We start from the raw sequence: 16,380 nt of genomic DNA on the forward strand, positions 1-16,380 counted from the left end.
TCAGGATCTTTGAACGGAGTTCAAAGTCACTCTTTAGCTACATCAGGATCTTTGAACGGAGTTCAAAGTCACTCTTTAGCTACATATTAGCTTGCATCTAAGAATATTGCTGAAACTGCGTGGGCGGAAACCAAACATGCCGCAGATCGACCCAGCCCTGCGAATTGAACGTAAGTCCGCGAACGGAAGGCATATAAGCGGTTTGGACCGGACGCTCGTACAAAATGAACAGCTGATGCTCGCGGATAAGCAGCTCCTCCATCCGGGCAAAAAGCGCCGCGCGCTGCTCGCTCTCCGGCTGCCGGGCGACAGCCTGCAGCATCGTTTCGATATCGAGACGGGTATGCGGGTCGATATGCGCCGACATCGTCTGGTACAAATCGAACAGACGCAGCTGCTCATCTTGATCGCGCAGCAGCGAGAATACGATCAGATCGGCCTCCAAACGGATCGGCCCTTTGAACTCCTCGACAGAGGCGGTTTCCACTGTGCAAGCGATGCCGCGCTGCTTTAATCTGCCTGCAACGAGCTCCGCGTCATGCCGATAAGGCTCGATGGTCGCGATGCGGATCGGTTCGTCCGTCTGCGGATCGAGGGACTCGTCGGCATGCGGCGCCGAATGCACGGCAAGCTCGTCCGTCTCCTCGCAAAGACAGGCAAGCAGACGCTCCCGAAAGCGCGGATCGCACATCGTGCCTTTGCTTTTCTGCGTGTTGCAGGTTACGAACTTCCGTACCACGGTCTGCGAATGAATCTGGCTAAGCCTGCCGTTGTCCGCCTCGGAAGGATCATGGATCAAATGAAACGGAGAGGATGGTTCGACGCTATCGCTTGACACGACCCACGGAACGTGAACGATTTCCACCCGATCCAGGTGGGCTCGTCCCTGATAATACGAGGTGAACGCCTCCAGCACGCAGCCGCCGTCATTCATCTCCGTTAATTGAAACGGGCCTGTCCCGATCGGCTTCGTCCCGAAATGGTCGCCGAGTTGATCCAGATCCTTCGGAACGATAGCGGCCCGGCTCGTGCCGAGAAACGGCAAGAAGAGCTCGTTAGGCTCATTCAATTCAATGACGACAACAGTTGGATGAACCGCACGAACGGATTGAATTTGTTTGAAAATATAGCTGTACAACGTTCGGCGCGTCGTCCCGATCAGCCGCTCCAGCGTAAAAACAACGTCGTCAGCGGTCAGCACCTTGCCATTATGGAACAGCACCTCTTTGCGCAAGTAAAATGTCCATCGCTTGCGGCTGGCGTCGACTTCCCAGGCATGCGCGAGACACGGCGCAATTTCACCCGTAGCATGCGACCTTCGAACGAGACCGTCGAAAACATGGCTCGACACGAACGACTCAGCGAGCAAATTCATGCAGAGCGGATCGACCGTATGAAGCTGCTGCCGGAGCGGCAGACGAAGGGCGTCGATTCGCTTGTTGCTTCTGAGCTCCGAGCGATGGCCGAAAAAGCCGAGAAGCCAGCCTTGCAAATGCTGCTCCAGCGCCGACGATTGCATATGTTCTTTAAGCTGCTCGATTGAACGCCCGATAGCGCTCCGGTTCGCCGCCATCGCGTGCAGCATCGATTGTGCCGCAATGTCCTCAGGCGGCGCTTGGAACCGCAGCAGGGAGCGTTTGCCCCTGCCGCGGCGTGAGCTCCATTCGACCCAGCCGTGCTGAACCATGCTGCGAATAATATTGTTCGCGTTGCGATGCGTGCAATTAAGCGCGGCCGCAAGCTCATCCAATGTCAAATCGGCTTCTCCCGAGGCGCCGTATCGGGAATGCAGGCGTAAATATTGACCGTGCAGCTTCATCGTTACGAGTCGCCTCCTTCCTCCCAATACGAACATTGTGAATCGAATTAAAGCTCTTTATTTACCTATTTTAACATTTGCAAGGTGAGGGTTAAATAAATTTTCGCAAAATGGCGTCGACCGTTTGTTTGTTGCTGATGTAGTTTTTTCGCTGGAGCAGCCGTTGGTTTAATGTATTGCGCCGGTGTACGACAACCATATAATTGCGTTTGCCCTTTAGAGTCAGAATCTCGTGCTTATGCTTGACTACTGCGGGATGGCCGCCTTTGATGACATACGTTTTGCCGCTGAAGTAATTGACGCTCTTATAGATCCAAGTATAAAAAGGCGGAGAAGTCCGTTTGACCGGCGAGATCCGGTGCCGCATGCTGTCGTAAATATAGCCGAGCTGATTGACGAGCGCGCGCGTGCCTTCCTTCGGCTTATATTGGTGCAGCTGCTGGATAATCGATTTGCTGTACGTATCATCGCAATCGAGCCGCACGAGGTAGAGCCACTTGGCGTCGCCGACAATTTCTTTTTGCGTTGCGATATAGTCCTCATCGCGGACAAAGCGGATATTGTTCGGCAGCGGTTCGTATTTGGCAAGCGCTTGGCGAATCAGGCCCTCCGTTCTGGAAGCATAGCGGATAAGCGCTGTGAACTGCTGATTGGTTTGCTTTTTCAAGCTCTGGAACGTGTATTTCATAAAGATAGCCATCCGATATTCGATCCATTGCTTCGTCAATCCCACTTTATAAGGCCCGCCTCTTACAGAGCGGTTATTGAACTCGATGCCGACGATTACGACTTTTTTCGCTGCCATATTGACGTTTGGAGCCTCCTCGGTCTGTTTGCATCAGCATATTCATCGTCGTAAAACAGGGTGAGGCCATCGAGTCTAGAGTTAGAGCTAGAGCTGGAGGTAGAGCTAGAGCTGGAGCGACCAAACGCCGGCGCATTCCGCCAGCATGGTTTTTCCGGCTGCTTGAGCCGCCAATTCGTCGCCGAAAAAGATTCGGGTCAACCGTTCTGCTTGCTCGGCATCGTCAAAGCGGTAGTCGGTGCGAAGCCATTGCTGCGAAAAGCCGTAGGTTTCAACTAATGCCTCGTAGTAAGGCTTCAGAAAATCGGGAGCCGCCGGCGTCTCATGGCCTGTGCCAAGCGTCTCAAAAATGATAATCGTCCCTCCGCTGCGCAGTACGCGTTTGAATTCGGCCATAATGACCGCCAAATTTTGCTCCCAATCGGAATGCTCGGTGTTCGCCAAATAGCTGATGCTCCAGCCTGAAACGATGAGATCGGCGCTGCGGTCAGGCAAGGGCAGCTGGCGATTGTCGGCTTTCTTGATTGTCCAATTCGTCAAACCGGCAGCGGCGAGCTTGCTTGCGTTGAATTGCAGCATTGCCTCTGATCCGTCCAGCGCGACGATTGAACGGGCTTCCGGTGCGAGCGCGGCGGTCAGTCGGCCGGTTCCGGCGCCGACATCGACAATGTCGAGTCCCTTGAAAGGAACGATAGCCTCAATAACGGGGATGAGGCTCGATTGCTTGGAGACGAGCAGGTCATACGTGTCGGCGGCTTCGTTGTAAATCTTTTCATGATCGGGCATAATGGTCATAACCTCCTAAAATGTTTGCGAAGCAAACATGCTTCGAAAGCATGCGCTTCTCGAGGTCATTGTAAAGTTTAACGTTGCGGCAAGGTCAATAGTTGCCTTAAAGAAATGGGGAAGAACGATAATGAGCGAGCAAACTGTAAATGAGCAGGACTTGATCCGGTATATTGCAGAGGAAACGGAAATTGACGTCCAAAGCATTGAGCGCGTGCTGAAGCACGAGCAAAAATATATGGACAGCGCGAAAACAAACGCAAAAGGCGAAGTGGAGATCGACAGCGATGAGCTGGTAGATTACATTATAAGCCGACCGGACGTAAAGCTGGACGAGCTTAAGGTCGAATCGATTCTTGATGCCGAAATGGACTATTATATGGATAAAGGGCTGGCAGGCTATATCGATTAATGCAATCGGCAGTACATTAAAGATTGAAGCATGGAGCAAACCGGATTGCCGGTTTGCTCTTTTTTGTTGTCGGGGGAATAGCAGCCGAATAATGCAGCATAGAGCTGCTGCATGTAAGCGCGCAATACAGCAGCAGTCCGGCTTTTTGCGCGCGGTTAAAAGATTTTGAATAATTATTTGTAATGAAATTGAAAGGATAGGAAATAGTAAGGCGTGTTGCAAAACGAATACTTAGCCTAGAAAAGGATGGTGTCTGTTCATGAAATGGGATTGGAGTTCCCGCCAGAACAATAAAAAATCAAAATGGGGAAGAGTAATCGGAGTGCTGATGCTTGCATTGGCATTAACAGTCAGCTTTCCGCATACGACCTTAGCTGTCGGCAAAGGCGCGAAGGGGCCGGACGTTTATGTCATCCAAGGGATGCTGAAATCGGTAGGCAGCTATGCGGGTCCGATTAACGGCAAATATGATGCTGTAACGGTACGCGGCGTAAAGAACTATCAGAAAAAACATGGTCTGCCGATAACGGGCAAAGTAGACAGCAAGACGTTTGAATCGATAAATTATGCTTACGGAAAAATGAAGTACCCTGCCTTGTACTCGCAGCAAGGCAAATGGAGAGGACAAGCTAAAGGCATTGGCGGAGGCCGCGGCAAAGGGCCAGGTGTTGGAGGCGGCGGCGCAGGCGGTGGAGTTGGCGGCGGCGCAGGCGGTGGAGTTGGCGGCGGCGCAGGCGGTGGAGTTGGCGGCGGTGCAGGCGGTGGAGCTGGCGGCGGCGCAGGCGGCGGCGCGGAGGGTAAAGGAGGTATTCAATTCAAGGGACGCGGCTTTAGCGAAGGCGGAAAAGGCATTGAAGGCGGCCGACTTGAAGAAGGCAAAGGCGGCGGCCAAGCCGGCAATGAAGGCAAAGGCGGAGTAGGCGGCGGCCAAGCCGGCAATGAAGGCAAAGGTGGAGTAGGCGGCGGCCAAGCCGGCAATGAAGGCAAAGGCGGAGTAGGCGGCGGCCAAGCCGGCAATGAAGGCAAAGGCGGAGTAGGCGGCAGCCAAGCCGGCAATGAAGGCAAAGGCGGCGGAGTAGGCGGCGGCCAAGCCGGCAATGAAGGCAAAGGCGGAGTAGGCGGCAGCCAAACCGGCAATGAAGGCAAAGGCGGAGTAGGCGGCAGCCAAACCGGCAATGAAGGCAAAGGCGGAGTAGGCGGCAGCCAAACCGGCAATGAAGGCAAAGGCGGAATAGGCGGCAGCCAGACAAGCCCGAGCCCTGGCAAGCCAGGCAAAGGCTCGCAATAAGCTTTGATTACGAAAAAGCGGTACAGGAGCAGCACCTGTACCGCTTTTTCTTGCTCTTTTTCCAAGGCGTAAAAATTTGCTATTCTAGTTATAGTTGTCAATGACGAGCGGAAAAGGCGGGCGGTATGGATGGAAAAGCAGATCAATGCAAGCGGACAAGCGCAGGCGGATGCGCATATGGATTTGCAAGGAAGGGGCATTCTATATAAAAGTACAGCGGAAAGTAAATTTCGCATGGCGCGGTATTTGCCGTGCGAGGCGCTGCAGCCGTTTATTCGCCATTACTGGATCGTGGAATGGGATTTGACCGGACAGCCTCCATACAAGCAGGAAGTGCTGCAAAATCCTGTCGTGAACTTCGTTATTGAAAAAGGGCAGACGGCGATTTTCGGCATTGCGGGAGAGAAGTCGCATCATATGCTGGAGGGGCGCGGTCTCGCTTTCGGGGTGCATTTTTTGCCCGGGGGCTTCTATCCGTTCTATGGCCGGCCTGTCAGCGAGCTGACGGATACATCCAAAAGCTTGGAGGAGGTATTTGGCTGCGAAACGGAACGGCTGGAGCGGGACATATTATCGCAGCCGGATCATGCCGGAATGATTGCGGTGCTGGAGCAGTTTTTAACCGCAGAGGAACGGCTGCCTGCGAACGATCCCAATTTGAAATGGATTTGCGATGTTGTCGATCGCATGATTGCTGATTCAAGCATAACGAAGGTCGACCAGGCGCTTGAGGGGCTCGGCATGAGTAAAAGAACGCTGCAGCGCCTCTTCAATCAATATGTCGGAGTATCGCCAAAATGGGTCATTCAGCGCTATCGCATGCTGGAAGCGGCGCAGGCGGCAGCCAACGCCGATACGTCAGAGACTGTCGATTGGCCGGCGTTAGCGGCTGAGCTGGGCTTTTATGATCAGGCGCACTTCAGTAAAGCGTTTAAAGCGCTGGTCGGCGTATCGCCGGAGAGCTATGCGAAATCGCGTGAACAAGCGCAGTAGAGGGCGTTAAACTTTTTTTGCGGCAGTCGCTTGACAAAAGGCTTGTAATGGTTTATCTTAAATTTAAGATAATACAAATTAAGATATTAACCGAAAGGAGCGGACGGCTGACATGACGCAAAACAGAGACGAATCACTTGAGCTGTACATTGCGCTGGCCCGCGCGAGCCAATGGGTGAACGCGCATGCGGATCGCGATATTCGCAAGCATGGTTTAAACCGGACGGAGTTCGGCGTTCTCGAATTGCTTTTTCACAAGGGAGCTCAGCCTTTGCAGCAGATCGGCGGCAAGGTGCTGATGAGCAGCGGCAACATTACGTACGTCGTTGATAAGCTGGAAGGCAAAGGGCTGGTGTGCCGCAGAACGTCAACCGAGGACCGCCGCTTGATATACGCTGAGGTAACCGAGGCAGGCAAGCAATTTATGGAGGACGTTTTCCCGCAGCATGCCGAGGTCATTCAGAACGCTGTTGAAGGGCTGACGGCGGAAGAGAAACGAATGGCAAGCAGCTTGTTAAAGAAGCTAGGCAAATTCGCTCAGAGCAACTACAAATAGCTGCTTGAATTGAACGCATAAAGGCAAGGCGTTATATACAAAACCAAATTAAAAGGAGTGTTTGATTATGACAACGCAAAACGAGCTTCGCACAGCAGGTATTCATCACATTACAGCATTTGTAAGAGACGCTCAGGCTACGGTTGATTTCTACGCAGGTATACTCGGTCTGCGGCTGGTGAAAAAAACGATCAACTTCGACGCGCCGGAAGTATACCATCTGTACTTTGGGGATGAGCAAGGCAGCCCAGGCACGATCATTACATTTTTCCCGTCGGCGGGTTCCCGTCTCGGCCGCGTAGGCGCTGGCCAAGTCGGCATTACAACTTACGTCGTTCCGGAAGGCACACTCGATTTCTGGCGTGAGCGTCTGGCGAAATTCAATGTGGAAGTAAAAGAAACAACAAGATTTGGCGAGACATACCTGCAATTCGGCGATCCTGACAACATGCAGGCAGAGCTGGTCGCCCGTAAAGAAGGAGCGGCAAGCACCTGGTCGCACGGCGGCGTGCCGGCGGACAAAGCAATTAAAGGCTTCGGCGGAGCGGTGCTGTTCAGCCTTGCTCCAAGCCGCACAGCGCAGCTGCTGGAACAAGTAATGGGTCTGGAGAAAGTCGGAGAGGATGCCGGTTACGCCCGGTTCCAATCGTTCGCCGATATCGGCAACATCATCGACGTCAATGTTGAAGAGGTAGAAAGAGGCGCCGGCGGTGCCGGAACCGTTCACCACATCGCATGGCGGGCAAAAGATTTCGCCGAGCATGAGCGCTGGCGCGCACATGTCGAGGGCAGCGGCTACCAGCCGACGCCAATCGTTGACCGGCAATATTTTAACGCGATCTACTTCCGTGAGGAAGGCGGCATACTGTTCGAAATCGCGACTGATCCTCCGGGCTTTGCTCGCGACGAAGAACAAACGCAGCTTGGCGAGAAACTGATGCTGCCGGAATGGTATGAGAAATACCGGGATCAAATCGTGAGAGGGCTGCCGCCAATCGCAGTGCGCGTACTGGAGGAGGATCAAATATGAGCATGAGACATATTTTCAAACAAGGTACAGATCCGGCGGCGCCCGTATTGCTGCTGCTTCACGGAACAGGCGGGACGGAGCATGATTTGCTCTCTCTCGCGGATGCGATTTCGCCGGAATCGTCGGTGCTCAGCGTAAGAGGCAACGTGCTGGAAAACGGCATGCCGCGTTTCTTTCGCAGATTGGCCGAGGGCGTGTTCGATTTGGAAGACTTGGTTTTCCGTACGGAAGAACTGAACACTTTCTTAGACACGGCGGCTGAAGAACGCGGGTTTGACCGTCGAAATATTGTGGCGATCGGTTATTCGAACGGCGCCAACATCGCGGCAAGCCTGTTGTTCCACTACAAAGATGCGTTGCGCGGCGCGATTTTGCATCATCCGATGGTGCCGATTCGCGGCAAGCAGCTGCCTGAGTTGGCTGATGTTCCCGTCTTTATCGGCGCAGGCACGAACGATCCGATCTGCCGTCCGGAAGAGACGGAGGAATTGACCGCGTTGCTTAACGGAGCAGGAGCCAGCGTCAACGTGCATTGGGAACGCTTCGGGCATCAATTGACCGGAACCGAAGTGGCTGCTGCCGCGCAGTGGTATCGCGAGTCCATTCAGTAATTTGTACACTTACGAAGCGGTATAGCTTCGCAAAACGTTTAGGAGGCTGTTCGCCATGGTGATGATCGACCCGTCCGCTATTAGCGCGAGGGACAATTATAAGCTGTTGATCGGGAGCATCATTCCCCGGCCCATTGCCTTCGTGACGACGCTGTCGGCGGACGGCGTGTTGAATGCGGCGCCATTCAGCTTCTTCAACATCGTGAGCTCCAATCCGCCGATGGTATCAGTGTCGGTGCAACGAAGGGATGGCGTCCGCAAGGACACTGCGCGCAATGCGATCGGCAATGGACAATTCGTCGTTCACATTGCGGATGAATCGTACGTCGAGCAGTTGAATGTGACAGCGGGAAGCTTCGCGCCGACCGAGAGTGAGGTCGCTGCAGCCGGCCTGACACCAGTCGCCAGCGAGCGAATCGCTGTTCCGGGCATAGCGGAAGCGCGCATTCGGCTCGAGTGCGAGCTGGAGCATGCGCTTGAGCTTGGCGGCGACGCAGCGGCAGGCGGCGATCCGGCCTGCGATTTGCTCATCGGCCGCGTCGTCTATTACCATATCGACGATGCGCTCTATGATGAGCATGGCCACATCGACCCTAACGCGCTTCAGCCTGTAAGCAGGCTCGCGGGCCACGATTACGCCAAGCTTGGCGAACTGTTCACGCTCGAACGGCCGCTATAAACAGAAAGTGAGAAACTCCCCGGCAATCAATTGCCAGGGAGTTTTTTTTGTTACCCTAATGTGTCCTGGCGATGAACCAAGCAGACATGCGCAACCGCGATAAATTATAGGGTAAAAAACTTTTTTTGTAGGACAGCGCAACATTTTCCATATACGTTTCGTATCAATTGTACCGACATCACGGACAGAAAAGAGATGGATTGTTACGAATTGTATATGGCAAGTCCGTGGGTTAAGGTGTGGCTTTAGGATGCGGAGTGACTTTAAGATGCGGAGTGACTTTAAGATGATGAGTGACTTTAAGCTCCGCTTAAAGATCCTGATGTCATGCTTAAAGATCCTGATGTAGCTAAGGAGTGACTTTAAGATGATGAGTGACTTTAAGCTCCGCTTAAAGGTCCTGATGTCATGCTTAAAGATCCTGATGTAAGGAGGCAGACAAAGTTGAGAAGAAAGTTCGTTTGTTTAAGCCTTATATTGACTTTAACGATCGGCAGCGGCATTTGGCCGGCGGCGGCTCAGGAAGCGCACGCGGCGGAAGGCGACGGAATTGTGTATGTGAAGGCAAGCGCGGCGGGGAGGAATAACGGTACCAGTTGGAGCAATGCATATCGGGATTTAGAGCAGGCGTTATCAAAAACGGAGGTGAATAGCGGGACGGAAATTTGGGTGGCGAAAGGCACCTATTACCCTAGCGCGCATCAAACGGGCAGCGACCGGCGCACGCGGCATTTCGAGATGGAAAATGGCGTCGCTATTCGCGGCGGATTTGCCGGAACGGAGACGTTCGAGAACGGCGTCACGAAGGAAGCGTTGCTTGCCAATCGGAACTTCGCGGTCAACGAGACGATTCTGAGCGCTGATATCAACAAAGATAAGACGGCGAACGGCAACGTTTACAGCGTGTTTAAGAACGACGGCTTGAATAACAGCGCGATTTTGGACGGAGTAACGGTAACCGGCGGCGCGGCTACAAACAGCGACACGTATCACAGCGGCGGCGGTATGGCGAACACGAACAGCAGTCCGGTCATCAGCAACGTTGTATTTTTGAAAAATGAAGCGATTGCCGGGGGCGGCATAGCGAATTGGAAAAGCAGCCCGGTGCTGACCAATGTTACGTTCAACGGCAATCAATCTTCCGGCTCCGGCGGGGCGATATTCAATAACAACGAGAGCCATGTGATTATAACGAACGCGCTGTTCATCGACAATCGCGCTTCCCATGGCGGAGGCGTCTATAATACGGGCAGCAGCCCGGTGTTTACGAACGTCACGCTGACCGGCAATTCGGCGTCGGTGCTGGGCGGAGGCATCGCAAACGACGGCGCGAGCAAGCCTCAGCTGCGCAACGGCATCGTTTGGAACAACCCTGACGGGAACATGAACAGCATTGCCAATAGCAATGGCGGCAATATCGACATTTCCTACAGCATCGTTCAGGACAATCAAGCGGACGGAGCGCTGCACGCCTCTGTGGGCAACAGCGTGGCGGGCAATTCGGACTATAATCCGCAATTTCAGTCGGATGAATCGTTTCCGCGGTTAAAAGCGGAGTCGCCTGCCGTCGACAAAGGCTCGAATGCGGTTTTTGCAGCGGATGCGAGACCTGATCTGTCCCGCATTGCAACGGATCGCGACGGAAGAAGCCGGATCGTGAACGGGAAAGTCGATATCGGCGCATTCGAATATACGGCGGCAAGCCGGTTCGATATTACGCTCTCGAAGGATCAAGAGCAAATCACGAGCGGACCGGTACAAGTAACGGTAACGGCGGCGCTGGAGGGCGCGGGCAACGGCGTTGTCCAGCTGAAATGGGCGCAGGGTGAAAGGGACGCCGCTTATTTTGCAAAATCGGGCAACGATATTACATCCATCGGAAGAGCCTCGATTACTGCGAATGGAACCTATACCTTCTATGCCCGCGATTTACGAGGCAATGAAATCGTGAAGACGATTGCTATTGCAAACATTTATAACGTCAAGCCGGTCATTAACTTGACGCCGAATACGACGCAATCGACGACTGGGCCGGTGCAGGTTACGGCGGCTGTCGACATCCAGGGGGCAGGCAACTCGCTTGCGCAGCTGAAGTGGGAGCAAGGTGACCGCAATGCGGACTATTTTGCAACGCAAGGCGCGGATATATTGGACCCTAAGAAATTTTCGGTCTCCGCTAACGGCGTTTACACGGTTTTTGCCAAGGATAAGGCGGGCAATGCCGCAGTCAAAACGATCACGATATCCAATATCATTACGAAAGACAGACCTTCGATCGCAACGGCGTTAAGCACGAGCTCGTCGACGAACGGACCTGTCGAGGTTACGGTAATCGCAACGGTGAATGCGTCCGGGGCAAGTCTATCCAAGCTGAAATGGGCGTCCGGCGATCGCGATGCCGCGTATTTCAGCAATCGCGGTACGACGGTGACGAACGGCGGCAAGTTTAGCGTGACGACGAACGGCACTTACACGATATACGCAAAGGATTCTTACGGCAATGAGACGGTCAAAACGGTGACGATAAGCAATATACGCAGCGCGCCGCCGGTCATTCAAACGTCCCTCAGCCCGACAAAGACGACTACCGGCAACGTGACCGTGACGATCACAGTCGTGGTGCAAGGTTCCGGCAACAATCTGGATACGCTGAAGTGGCAAAGCGGCCAGCGGAATGAGGACTATTTTGCCTCGAACGGCAAAGATATTACGAATACGAGCAAGTTCACGGTCGGCTCGAACGGGACATATACCGTCTATGCAGAGGATACGGCCGGCAATAAGTCGGTCAAGGTGATTCAAATTTCGAACATTCGCGAGTCGACTCCTCCGCCAAGCGGCAACTGGTGCACATCGATTAATTCGCGGATTCTTGTTGAAGCAGGGCAATCGGCAGTGCTGAACTATACGGATCAAATCTGGGTATCGATCCCGAGCGGCGCGGCAAGCAAAGAGCTTTGCTACACGCTAGAGCGGGCGGATACGCCGGAGAAAACGACCGGCGCGGGCGAGAGTTTGCTGAGCGGCTACTTTAATTGGGGAGCAGATGTGTCAGCGTACTACTCCAAGCCTGCGCAACTGACGATCGCCTTCAATAAATCGCAGTTGAAAAGCAATCAGAAAGCGAGCGTGTACAGCTATGATGCGGCGAGAAAACAGTGGACGGAGCTTGGCGGAACGGTTGACGGCAGCTTCATTCGCGTCGAGATAGGCGGCGTGACGACCGGAACGGTCTATGCGGTATTTGTGAAGACGGTTGTTCCGCAAGTGTACTTCACCGATATAACGGGGCATTGGGCTGCCGGCGGCATCCGATCTGCTGCGGAGAAAGGAATCGTACAGGGCGATTCGAGCGGACGCTTCCGTCCGAACGCTTCGATTACGCGGGCGGAGTTCATCGTTATGGTCATGAACGCGACAGGGCAGACTTCGAATGGATCGACCATTTACTTCAAGGATCAAGCGGATATCGGCAGCTGGGCGAGGGATGCGGTGTCGCAGGCGGTGCGCACCGGCCTTATTAACGGCTATGACGACGGCACCTTCCGTCCGAATGCGCTTATTACGAGAGCCGAAATTGCGGCGATTGTCGGTCGGATGCTTGGCATTCCGTCGTCGAGCTATTCATCGACGGGGTTTGCGGACGACCGCTTAATTCCGAAGTGGGCGAAGAGCGCTGTTGAGACGCTGCGCCGCGAGGATGTTATTGACGGGCGAAGCGGCAACCGTTTTGAGCCGCTGGAGAACGCGACGCGCGCGGAAGCGGTTGTGCTCTTGCTGCGCGCGATGGAGCTGTACTAATCAGAGCAGCATAGCGAAGAGGCTATCCCATACTACAATGGGATAGCCTCTTCATGCATTGCGGGCAAGGGCGATTAATGGCACTCACCGGCTAGCTGTCCAGCTCTGGCGCAGATATTAGGCTCAAACGAGCCTAATATCAATTGATTACAGCATCTGCGTGGCATATTAGGCACATTTGGGACTAAAACGCTCGGTTGGTGGTTTGCGCTGCGACTTCTTCGCTTATTGCTGTCCTTGCTGCTCGAACCGTTTCACGATTTCGATAATGACGTTGACCGCCTTCTCCATATTGTCGATGGATACGTATTCGAACTTGCCGTGATAGTTCTCGCCGCCGGTAAAAATATTCGGTGTCGGCAGTCCCATATACGACAGCTGGGAGCCGTCCGTGCCGCCGCGGATCGGCTTGATCAGCGGCTTGATGCCAAGGCTCTCCATCGCTTCGCGGGCGATGTCGACGATGTGCATAACCGGTGCGATCCGGTCGCCCATGTTGTAGTATTGGTCGGCAAGCTCTAGTGAAATGCGGTTTGCGCCATATTGCGACTGCAGCTCTTTTACGATGCTTGCGATGTGCGTTTTTCGCGCTTCGAACTTCTCTTTGTCATGATCGCGAATAATGTAGCTGAGCTTCGTCTGTTCGACGTCTCCTTGCATAGACAGCAGGTGATAGAAGCCCTCATAGCCTTCCGTATGCTCAGGAGCTTCATCGGTTGGAAGGCGTCGCTGCAGCTCCATTGCGATCTTGATAGAGTTGACCATTTTACCCTTTGCGGTGCCGGGGTGAACGTTCGTACCGTTGATCGTGATTTTGGCCGCCGCCGCGTTAAAGCTTTCATACTCCAGCTCGCCGAGCGGACCGCCGTCCACCGTATACGCATATCGCGCTCCGAAGGCGGCGACATCGAAACGGTGCGGGCCGCGTCCGATTTCTTCGTCCGGGGTAAACGCAACACGGATTTTGCCGTGCTTGACTTCCGGATTGCGAACCAAATAGTCCATCGCCGTCATAATTTCTGCTATACCGGCTTTGTTGTCAGCGCCAAGCAGCGTCGTCCCGTCCGTCGTCATCAGCGTATGTCCTTTGTAACCGGCGAGCTCCGGAAATTCCCGCGGCGATAACGTCACGCCGGCGTCCGCGTTCAGCACGATGTCACCTCCGTCATAGTTGTTGACGAGCTGGGGCTTTACATTTTTGCCGGTAAAATCAGTTGCCGTATCGACATGAGCGAGGAAGCCGATCACAGCGACATCTTTGTCGGTGTTGGAGGGCAGTGTAGCCATCACATAGCCGTTGCTGTCGATCGTGACTTCCTCCATGCCGATTGCTTTAAGCTCTTCGACGAGCTGACTGGCGAGCACCAGCTGGCCCGGCGTCGTCGGGCAGGTGTCGCTGTCGGCATTCGATTGCGTATCTACGATGACGTAAGATGTAAGTCTCCGAATGATCTCATCCTTCATGGCGTATCCATCTCCTTTAACAACTGCAATAGGGCATTGCTCTCTCTATTATAGACCACGCTTTGCCAGAAAACGAAATCCCCCTTTCCGGACGCGTAAGCCGCACACGGCAAAGGGGGATTATTGCGCTTGGGCGCTGTTAGACGGTAGATTTTCGAATCAGGATGTAGGAGACCAGGGTGTAGATGAGAATGACGGGGATTAGCCAAAGAGCAAGCTGGAAAGCGGTATGGTCGACGGCCCATTCAATGAAAGTTAAGCCCCAGCCGTATTTGTTGGCCAGAAACGAGAAGAGGGTGCCAAGAACGATGACGGCGAGCGTCATAACGATCATGCCGACTCCTTTAAATCTGCGATAGATGCTGCCGATCGTTAATCCTCCGAAAAACATCGTCAGTGTCAGAATAAAGAAGATGAACCACTCTTGCGCATAGCTGCCTGCGTTCAAGTAAGGGACGCTGAAAAAGTGAAGATCGACTCCCCAATGGTTTGTTGCTTGCTCTAGTACAGTCATCAGCAGCAGAAAGCAGGAAATGATCGTGCTGGAGATGATGCCATAAAGCGAGGTGCCGGCAAAATAATCGTTGCGCCGTATGCTGAATCCTAAAGCGAAATTAAACGTTTGCGGCAGCACGAGAATGCCCATGACGAACAAATAGATAAAGATCGACATTTGGCCGCCGGTATAGAGCGGCGTTTCGGTCATTAACAAGCCGACGATCCAGTTCACGCTAAAGCTGGAGCCAAGCACCATAAAGGGGACGTAGAACCAGCTTAACTTGTCGCGGTAATGCATCTTCATTACGCTTGGAATGCGGTTCATTAGTTGACAGCCTCCTTGGATTCCAAATTGCCGTTTGTTAAATAAATAACGAGCTGCTGAAGCGGCACCGGGGCGAGCTGCAAGCCCGATGCGTCGGCTTTCTTTCGGTCTTCGGCGGTTAGTTGGCCCATGACAGCGGCGTTCATCAAAGCGCCGAACGGCTGTTTTGCGATGACGTTTTTACCGGAGAGGAACGATTCCACCGTGCTGGCTGTGCCGCCGACGGAATAAGCAGCGCTGCGCAGCTCTTCGGCATCTTCATTGAGAATGATGCTGCCATTGTCGACAACGATGACATGCTCCAGCAAACGGCTTACCTCGTCGATCAGATGCGTAGAGAGAATGACGGTGCGCGGATGCTCCGCGTAGTCTTCCAGCAGCCTGTCGTAGAACAGCGATCGAGCGACAGCGTCGAGTCCGAGGTAAGGCTCGTCGAAGATCGTCAGCGGGGCGCGGCTTGCCAGGCCGACAATAATGCCGACTGAGGAATGCATGCCTCTCGACAGCTTTTTGATGCGGCGCTTCAGCGGCAGCTGAAACTGCTTCAGCAGCGAGTCGGCATACGCTTTATCCCAATTCGGGAACAGTGAAGCGGACAGCTCGAGCACATCCTGGATCGTGTAATTGTCGGGGTACTTTTGGCTTTCTTTAATAAAACAAATCTGGCTAAGCGCGCGATTGTTCTCGTACGGCGCCTCTCCGAAAATGTGAATGTCGCCGCTTGTCGCGAACAACTGTGCCGTCAGCATATGCATAATCGTCGTTTTTCCGGCTCCGTTGCGGCCCAGCAGGCCGTATATTTTGTCAGCCTCCAGGTTGAAGCTGACGCCTTTGACCGCGTTGACGTTACCGTAGGTCTTCGTCAGCTCTTTGACCTCTACTGCGTATGTCATTTCGATGCATCCCCTCTCTGAATCATCGTCATTAGTTGCTCGGCCGTAATGCCAAGCTTTGCCGCTTCCCGCATCATCGTTACGACGTACTGCTCGTAAAAATGCTCCTGCCGTTTGGTTACCAGTACTGCGCGAGCGCCTGTTGCCACGAACATCCCGATCCCTCTTTTCTTATATAAAATTCCTTCGTCTACCAGCAGGTTGACGCCCTTGGCCGCCGTTGCAGGATTGATCTGGTGATAGGCAGCGAATTCATTCTTTGATGGAACCTGTGCTTCTTCGGGCAATCTGCCTTCTATAATGTCGTCTTCGATTTGTTCGGCAATTTGCTGAAAAATCGGCCGGCTGTCGTCAATGCCAAGAACCATAAATGTATGCTCACCTCTTATCTACTGGAGTGGTTGGTTACTCATGTAATCA

At 53.6% G+C, this 16,380-nt stretch carries 15 protein-coding genes; 8 read left to right on the forward strand and 7 right to left on the reverse strand.

Going from position 1 to position 16,380, the window contains the following annotated elements; genetic code table 11:
• Positions 1-97: 97 nt before the first annotated feature.
• The 3 genes from GOM71_RS11335 to GOM71_RS11345 all read right to left on the reverse strand — a co-directional run bounded on the left by GOM71_RS11335 (position 98) and on the right by GOM71_RS11345 (position 3,410).
• Entirely contained in the window at positions 98-1,819 is a 1,722-nt protein-coding gene (locus tag GOM71_RS11335) for an ABC transporter substrate-binding protein (RefSeq protein WP_156281085.1), read from the reverse strand.
• Positions 1,820-1,910: 91 nt separating this feature from the next.
• Entirely contained in the window at positions 1,911-2,624 is a 714-nt protein-coding gene (locus GOM71_RS11340; protein WP_156281087.1) for a glycosyltransferase, read from the reverse strand.
• Between the two features lie 105 nt (positions 2,625-2,729).
• Positions 2,730-3,410, reverse strand: a complete 681-nt coding sequence (locus GOM71_RS11345; RefSeq protein WP_156281089.1) for a class I SAM-dependent methyltransferase — start codon at positions 3,408-3,410, stop codon at positions 2,730-2,732.
• A gap of 130 nt (positions 3,411-3,540) precedes the next feature.
• On the opposite strand from GOM71_RS11345, the gene GOM71_RS11350 reads away from it, so the two are divergent.
• The 8 genes from GOM71_RS11350 (at position 3,541) to GOM71_RS11385 (ending at position 12,780) form a co-directional block, all read left to right on the forward strand.
• Positions 3,541-3,822 carry a hypothetical protein gene (locus GOM71_RS11350; protein ID WP_156281091.1) on the forward strand — a complete coding sequence of 94 codons (282 nt, stop codon included), beginning with the start codon at positions 3,541-3,543 and terminating at the stop codon, positions 3,820-3,822.
• Between the two features lie 259 nt (positions 3,823-4,081).
• Positions 4,082-5,110, forward strand: a complete 1,029-nt coding sequence (locus tag GOM71_RS24705) for a peptidoglycan-binding domain-containing protein (protein ID WP_156281093.1) — start codon at positions 4,082-4,084, stop codon at positions 5,108-5,110.
• A gap of 129 nt (positions 5,111-5,239) precedes the next feature.
• Positions 5,240-6,103 carry a helix-turn-helix domain-containing protein gene (locus GOM71_RS11360; protein WP_156281095.1) on the forward strand — a complete coding sequence of 288 codons (864 nt, stop codon included), beginning with the start codon at positions 5,240-5,242 and terminating at the stop codon, positions 6,101-6,103.
• A 112-nt stretch (positions 6,104-6,215) separates the two neighbouring features.
• Positions 6,216-6,659, forward strand: a complete 444-nt coding sequence (locus tag GOM71_RS11365; protein ID WP_156281097.1) for a MarR family winged helix-turn-helix transcriptional regulator — start codon at positions 6,216-6,218, stop codon at positions 6,657-6,659.
• 67 nt (positions 6,660-6,726) lie between these two features.
• Complete coding sequence (locus GOM71_RS11370) at positions 6,727-7,689, forward strand: ring-cleaving dioxygenase (RefSeq protein ID WP_156281099.1); 963 nt, start codon at positions 6,727-6,729, stop codon at positions 7,687-7,689.
• 2 nt (positions 7,690-7,691) lie between these two features.
• Complete coding sequence (locus tag GOM71_RS11375) at positions 7,692-8,300, forward strand: alpha/beta hydrolase (RefSeq protein ID WP_173275522.1); 609 nt, start codon at positions 7,692-7,694, stop codon at positions 8,298-8,300.
• Positions 8,301-8,355: 55 nt separating this feature from the next.
• A complete protein-coding gene (locus tag GOM71_RS11380; protein ID WP_156281103.1) occupies positions 8,356-8,979 on the forward strand; it encodes a flavin reductase family protein in 624 nt (207 codons plus the stop codon).
• Positions 8,980-9,423: 444 nt separating this feature from the next.
• A complete protein-coding gene (locus GOM71_RS11385; protein ID WP_173275505.1) occupies positions 9,424-12,780 on the forward strand; it encodes an S-layer homology domain-containing protein in 3,357 nt (1,118 codons plus the stop codon).
• Positions 12,781-13,005: 225 nt separating this feature from the next.
• Here the strand turns inward: GOM71_RS11385 and pepT are convergent, their stop codons facing one another.
• The 4 genes from pepT to GOM71_RS11405 all read right to left on the reverse strand — a co-directional run bounded on the left by pepT (position 13,006) and on the right by GOM71_RS11405 (position 16,328).
• Positions 13,006-14,244: a peptidase T gene (gene pepT, locus GOM71_RS11390; protein ID WP_156281107.1), complete on the reverse strand. Its 1,239-nt coding sequence runs from the start codon at positions 14,242-14,244 to the stop codon at positions 13,006-13,008.
• Positions 14,245-14,383: 139 nt separating this feature from the next.
• Positions 14,384-15,067: a hypothetical protein gene (locus GOM71_RS11395; protein WP_156281109.1), complete on the reverse strand. Its 684-nt coding sequence runs from the start codon at positions 15,065-15,067 to the stop codon at positions 14,384-14,386.
• Complete coding sequence (locus GOM71_RS11400) at positions 15,067-15,960, reverse strand: ABC transporter ATP-binding protein (protein ID WP_156281114.1); 894 nt, start codon at positions 15,958-15,960, stop codon at positions 15,067-15,069. The genes GOM71_RS11395 and GOM71_RS11400 overlap by 1 nt, the downstream gene beginning before the upstream one ends.
• Positions 15,957-16,328, reverse strand: coding sequence for a GntR family transcriptional regulator (locus GOM71_RS11405; protein ID WP_156281116.1), 372 nt, complete (start codon positions 16,326-16,328; stop codon positions 15,957-15,959). Before GOM71_RS11405 ends, GOM71_RS11400 begins: the two co-directional genes overlap by 4 nt.
• Positions 16,329-16,380 lie beyond the last annotated feature (52 nt).

This window comes from Paenibacillus sp. NEAU-GSW1 (assembly GCF_009737085.1).
In the GTDB taxonomy this organism is placed as follows: Bacteria; Bacillota; Bacilli; order Paenibacillales; family Paenibacillaceae; genus Pristimantibacillus.

Coding starts and splice junctions, on each gene's coding strand:
- GOM71_RS11360 (WP_156281095.1), top strand. CDS start 5,240: ATGGAAAAGCAGATCAATGCAAGCGGACAAGCGCAGGCGGATGCGCAT.
- GOM71_RS11340 (WP_156281087.1), bottom strand. CDS start 2,624: ATGGCAGCGAAAAAAGTCGTAATCGTCGGCATCGAGTTCAATAACCGC.
- GOM71_RS11405 (WP_156281116.1), bottom strand. CDS start 16,328: ATGGTTCTTGGCATTGACGACAGCCGGCCGATTTTTCAGCAAATTGCC.
- GOM71_RS11395 (WP_156281109.1), bottom strand. CDS start 15,067: ATGAACCGCATTCCAAGCGTAATGAAGATGCATTACCGCGACAAGTTA.
- GOM71_RS11345 (WP_156281089.1), bottom strand. CDS start 3,410: ATGCCCGATCATGAAAAGATTTACAACGAAGCCGCCGACACGTATGAC.
- GOM71_RS11380 (WP_156281103.1), top strand. CDS start 8,356: ATGGTGATGATCGACCCGTCCGCTATTAGCGCGAGGGACAATTATAAG.
- pepT (WP_156281107.1), bottom strand. CDS start 14,244: ATGAAGGATGAGATCATTCGGAGACTTACATCTTACGTCATCGTAGAT.
- GOM71_RS11375 (WP_173275522.1), top strand. CDS start 7,692: ATGAGACATATTTTCAAACAAGGTACAGATCCGGCGGCGCCCGTATTG.
- GOM71_RS11370 (WP_156281099.1), top strand. CDS start 6,727: ATGACAACGCAAAACGAGCTTCGCACAGCAGGTATTCATCACATTACA.
- GOM71_RS11365 (WP_156281097.1), top strand. CDS start 6,216: ATGACGCAAAACAGAGACGAATCACTTGAGCTGTACATTGCGCTGGCC.
- GOM71_RS24705 (WP_156281093.1), top strand. CDS start 4,082: ATGAAATGGGATTGGAGTTCCCGCCAGAACAATAAAAAATCAAAATGG.
- GOM71_RS11350 (WP_156281091.1), top strand. CDS start 3,541: ATGAGCGAGCAAACTGTAAATGAGCAGGACTTGATCCGGTATATTGCA.
- GOM71_RS11335 (WP_156281085.1), bottom strand. CDS start 1,819: ATGAAGCTGCACGGTCAATATTTACGCCTGCATTCCCGATACGGCGCC.
- GOM71_RS11400 (WP_156281114.1), bottom strand. CDS start 15,960: ATGACATACGCAGTAGAGGTCAAAGAGCTGACGAAGACCTACGGTAAC.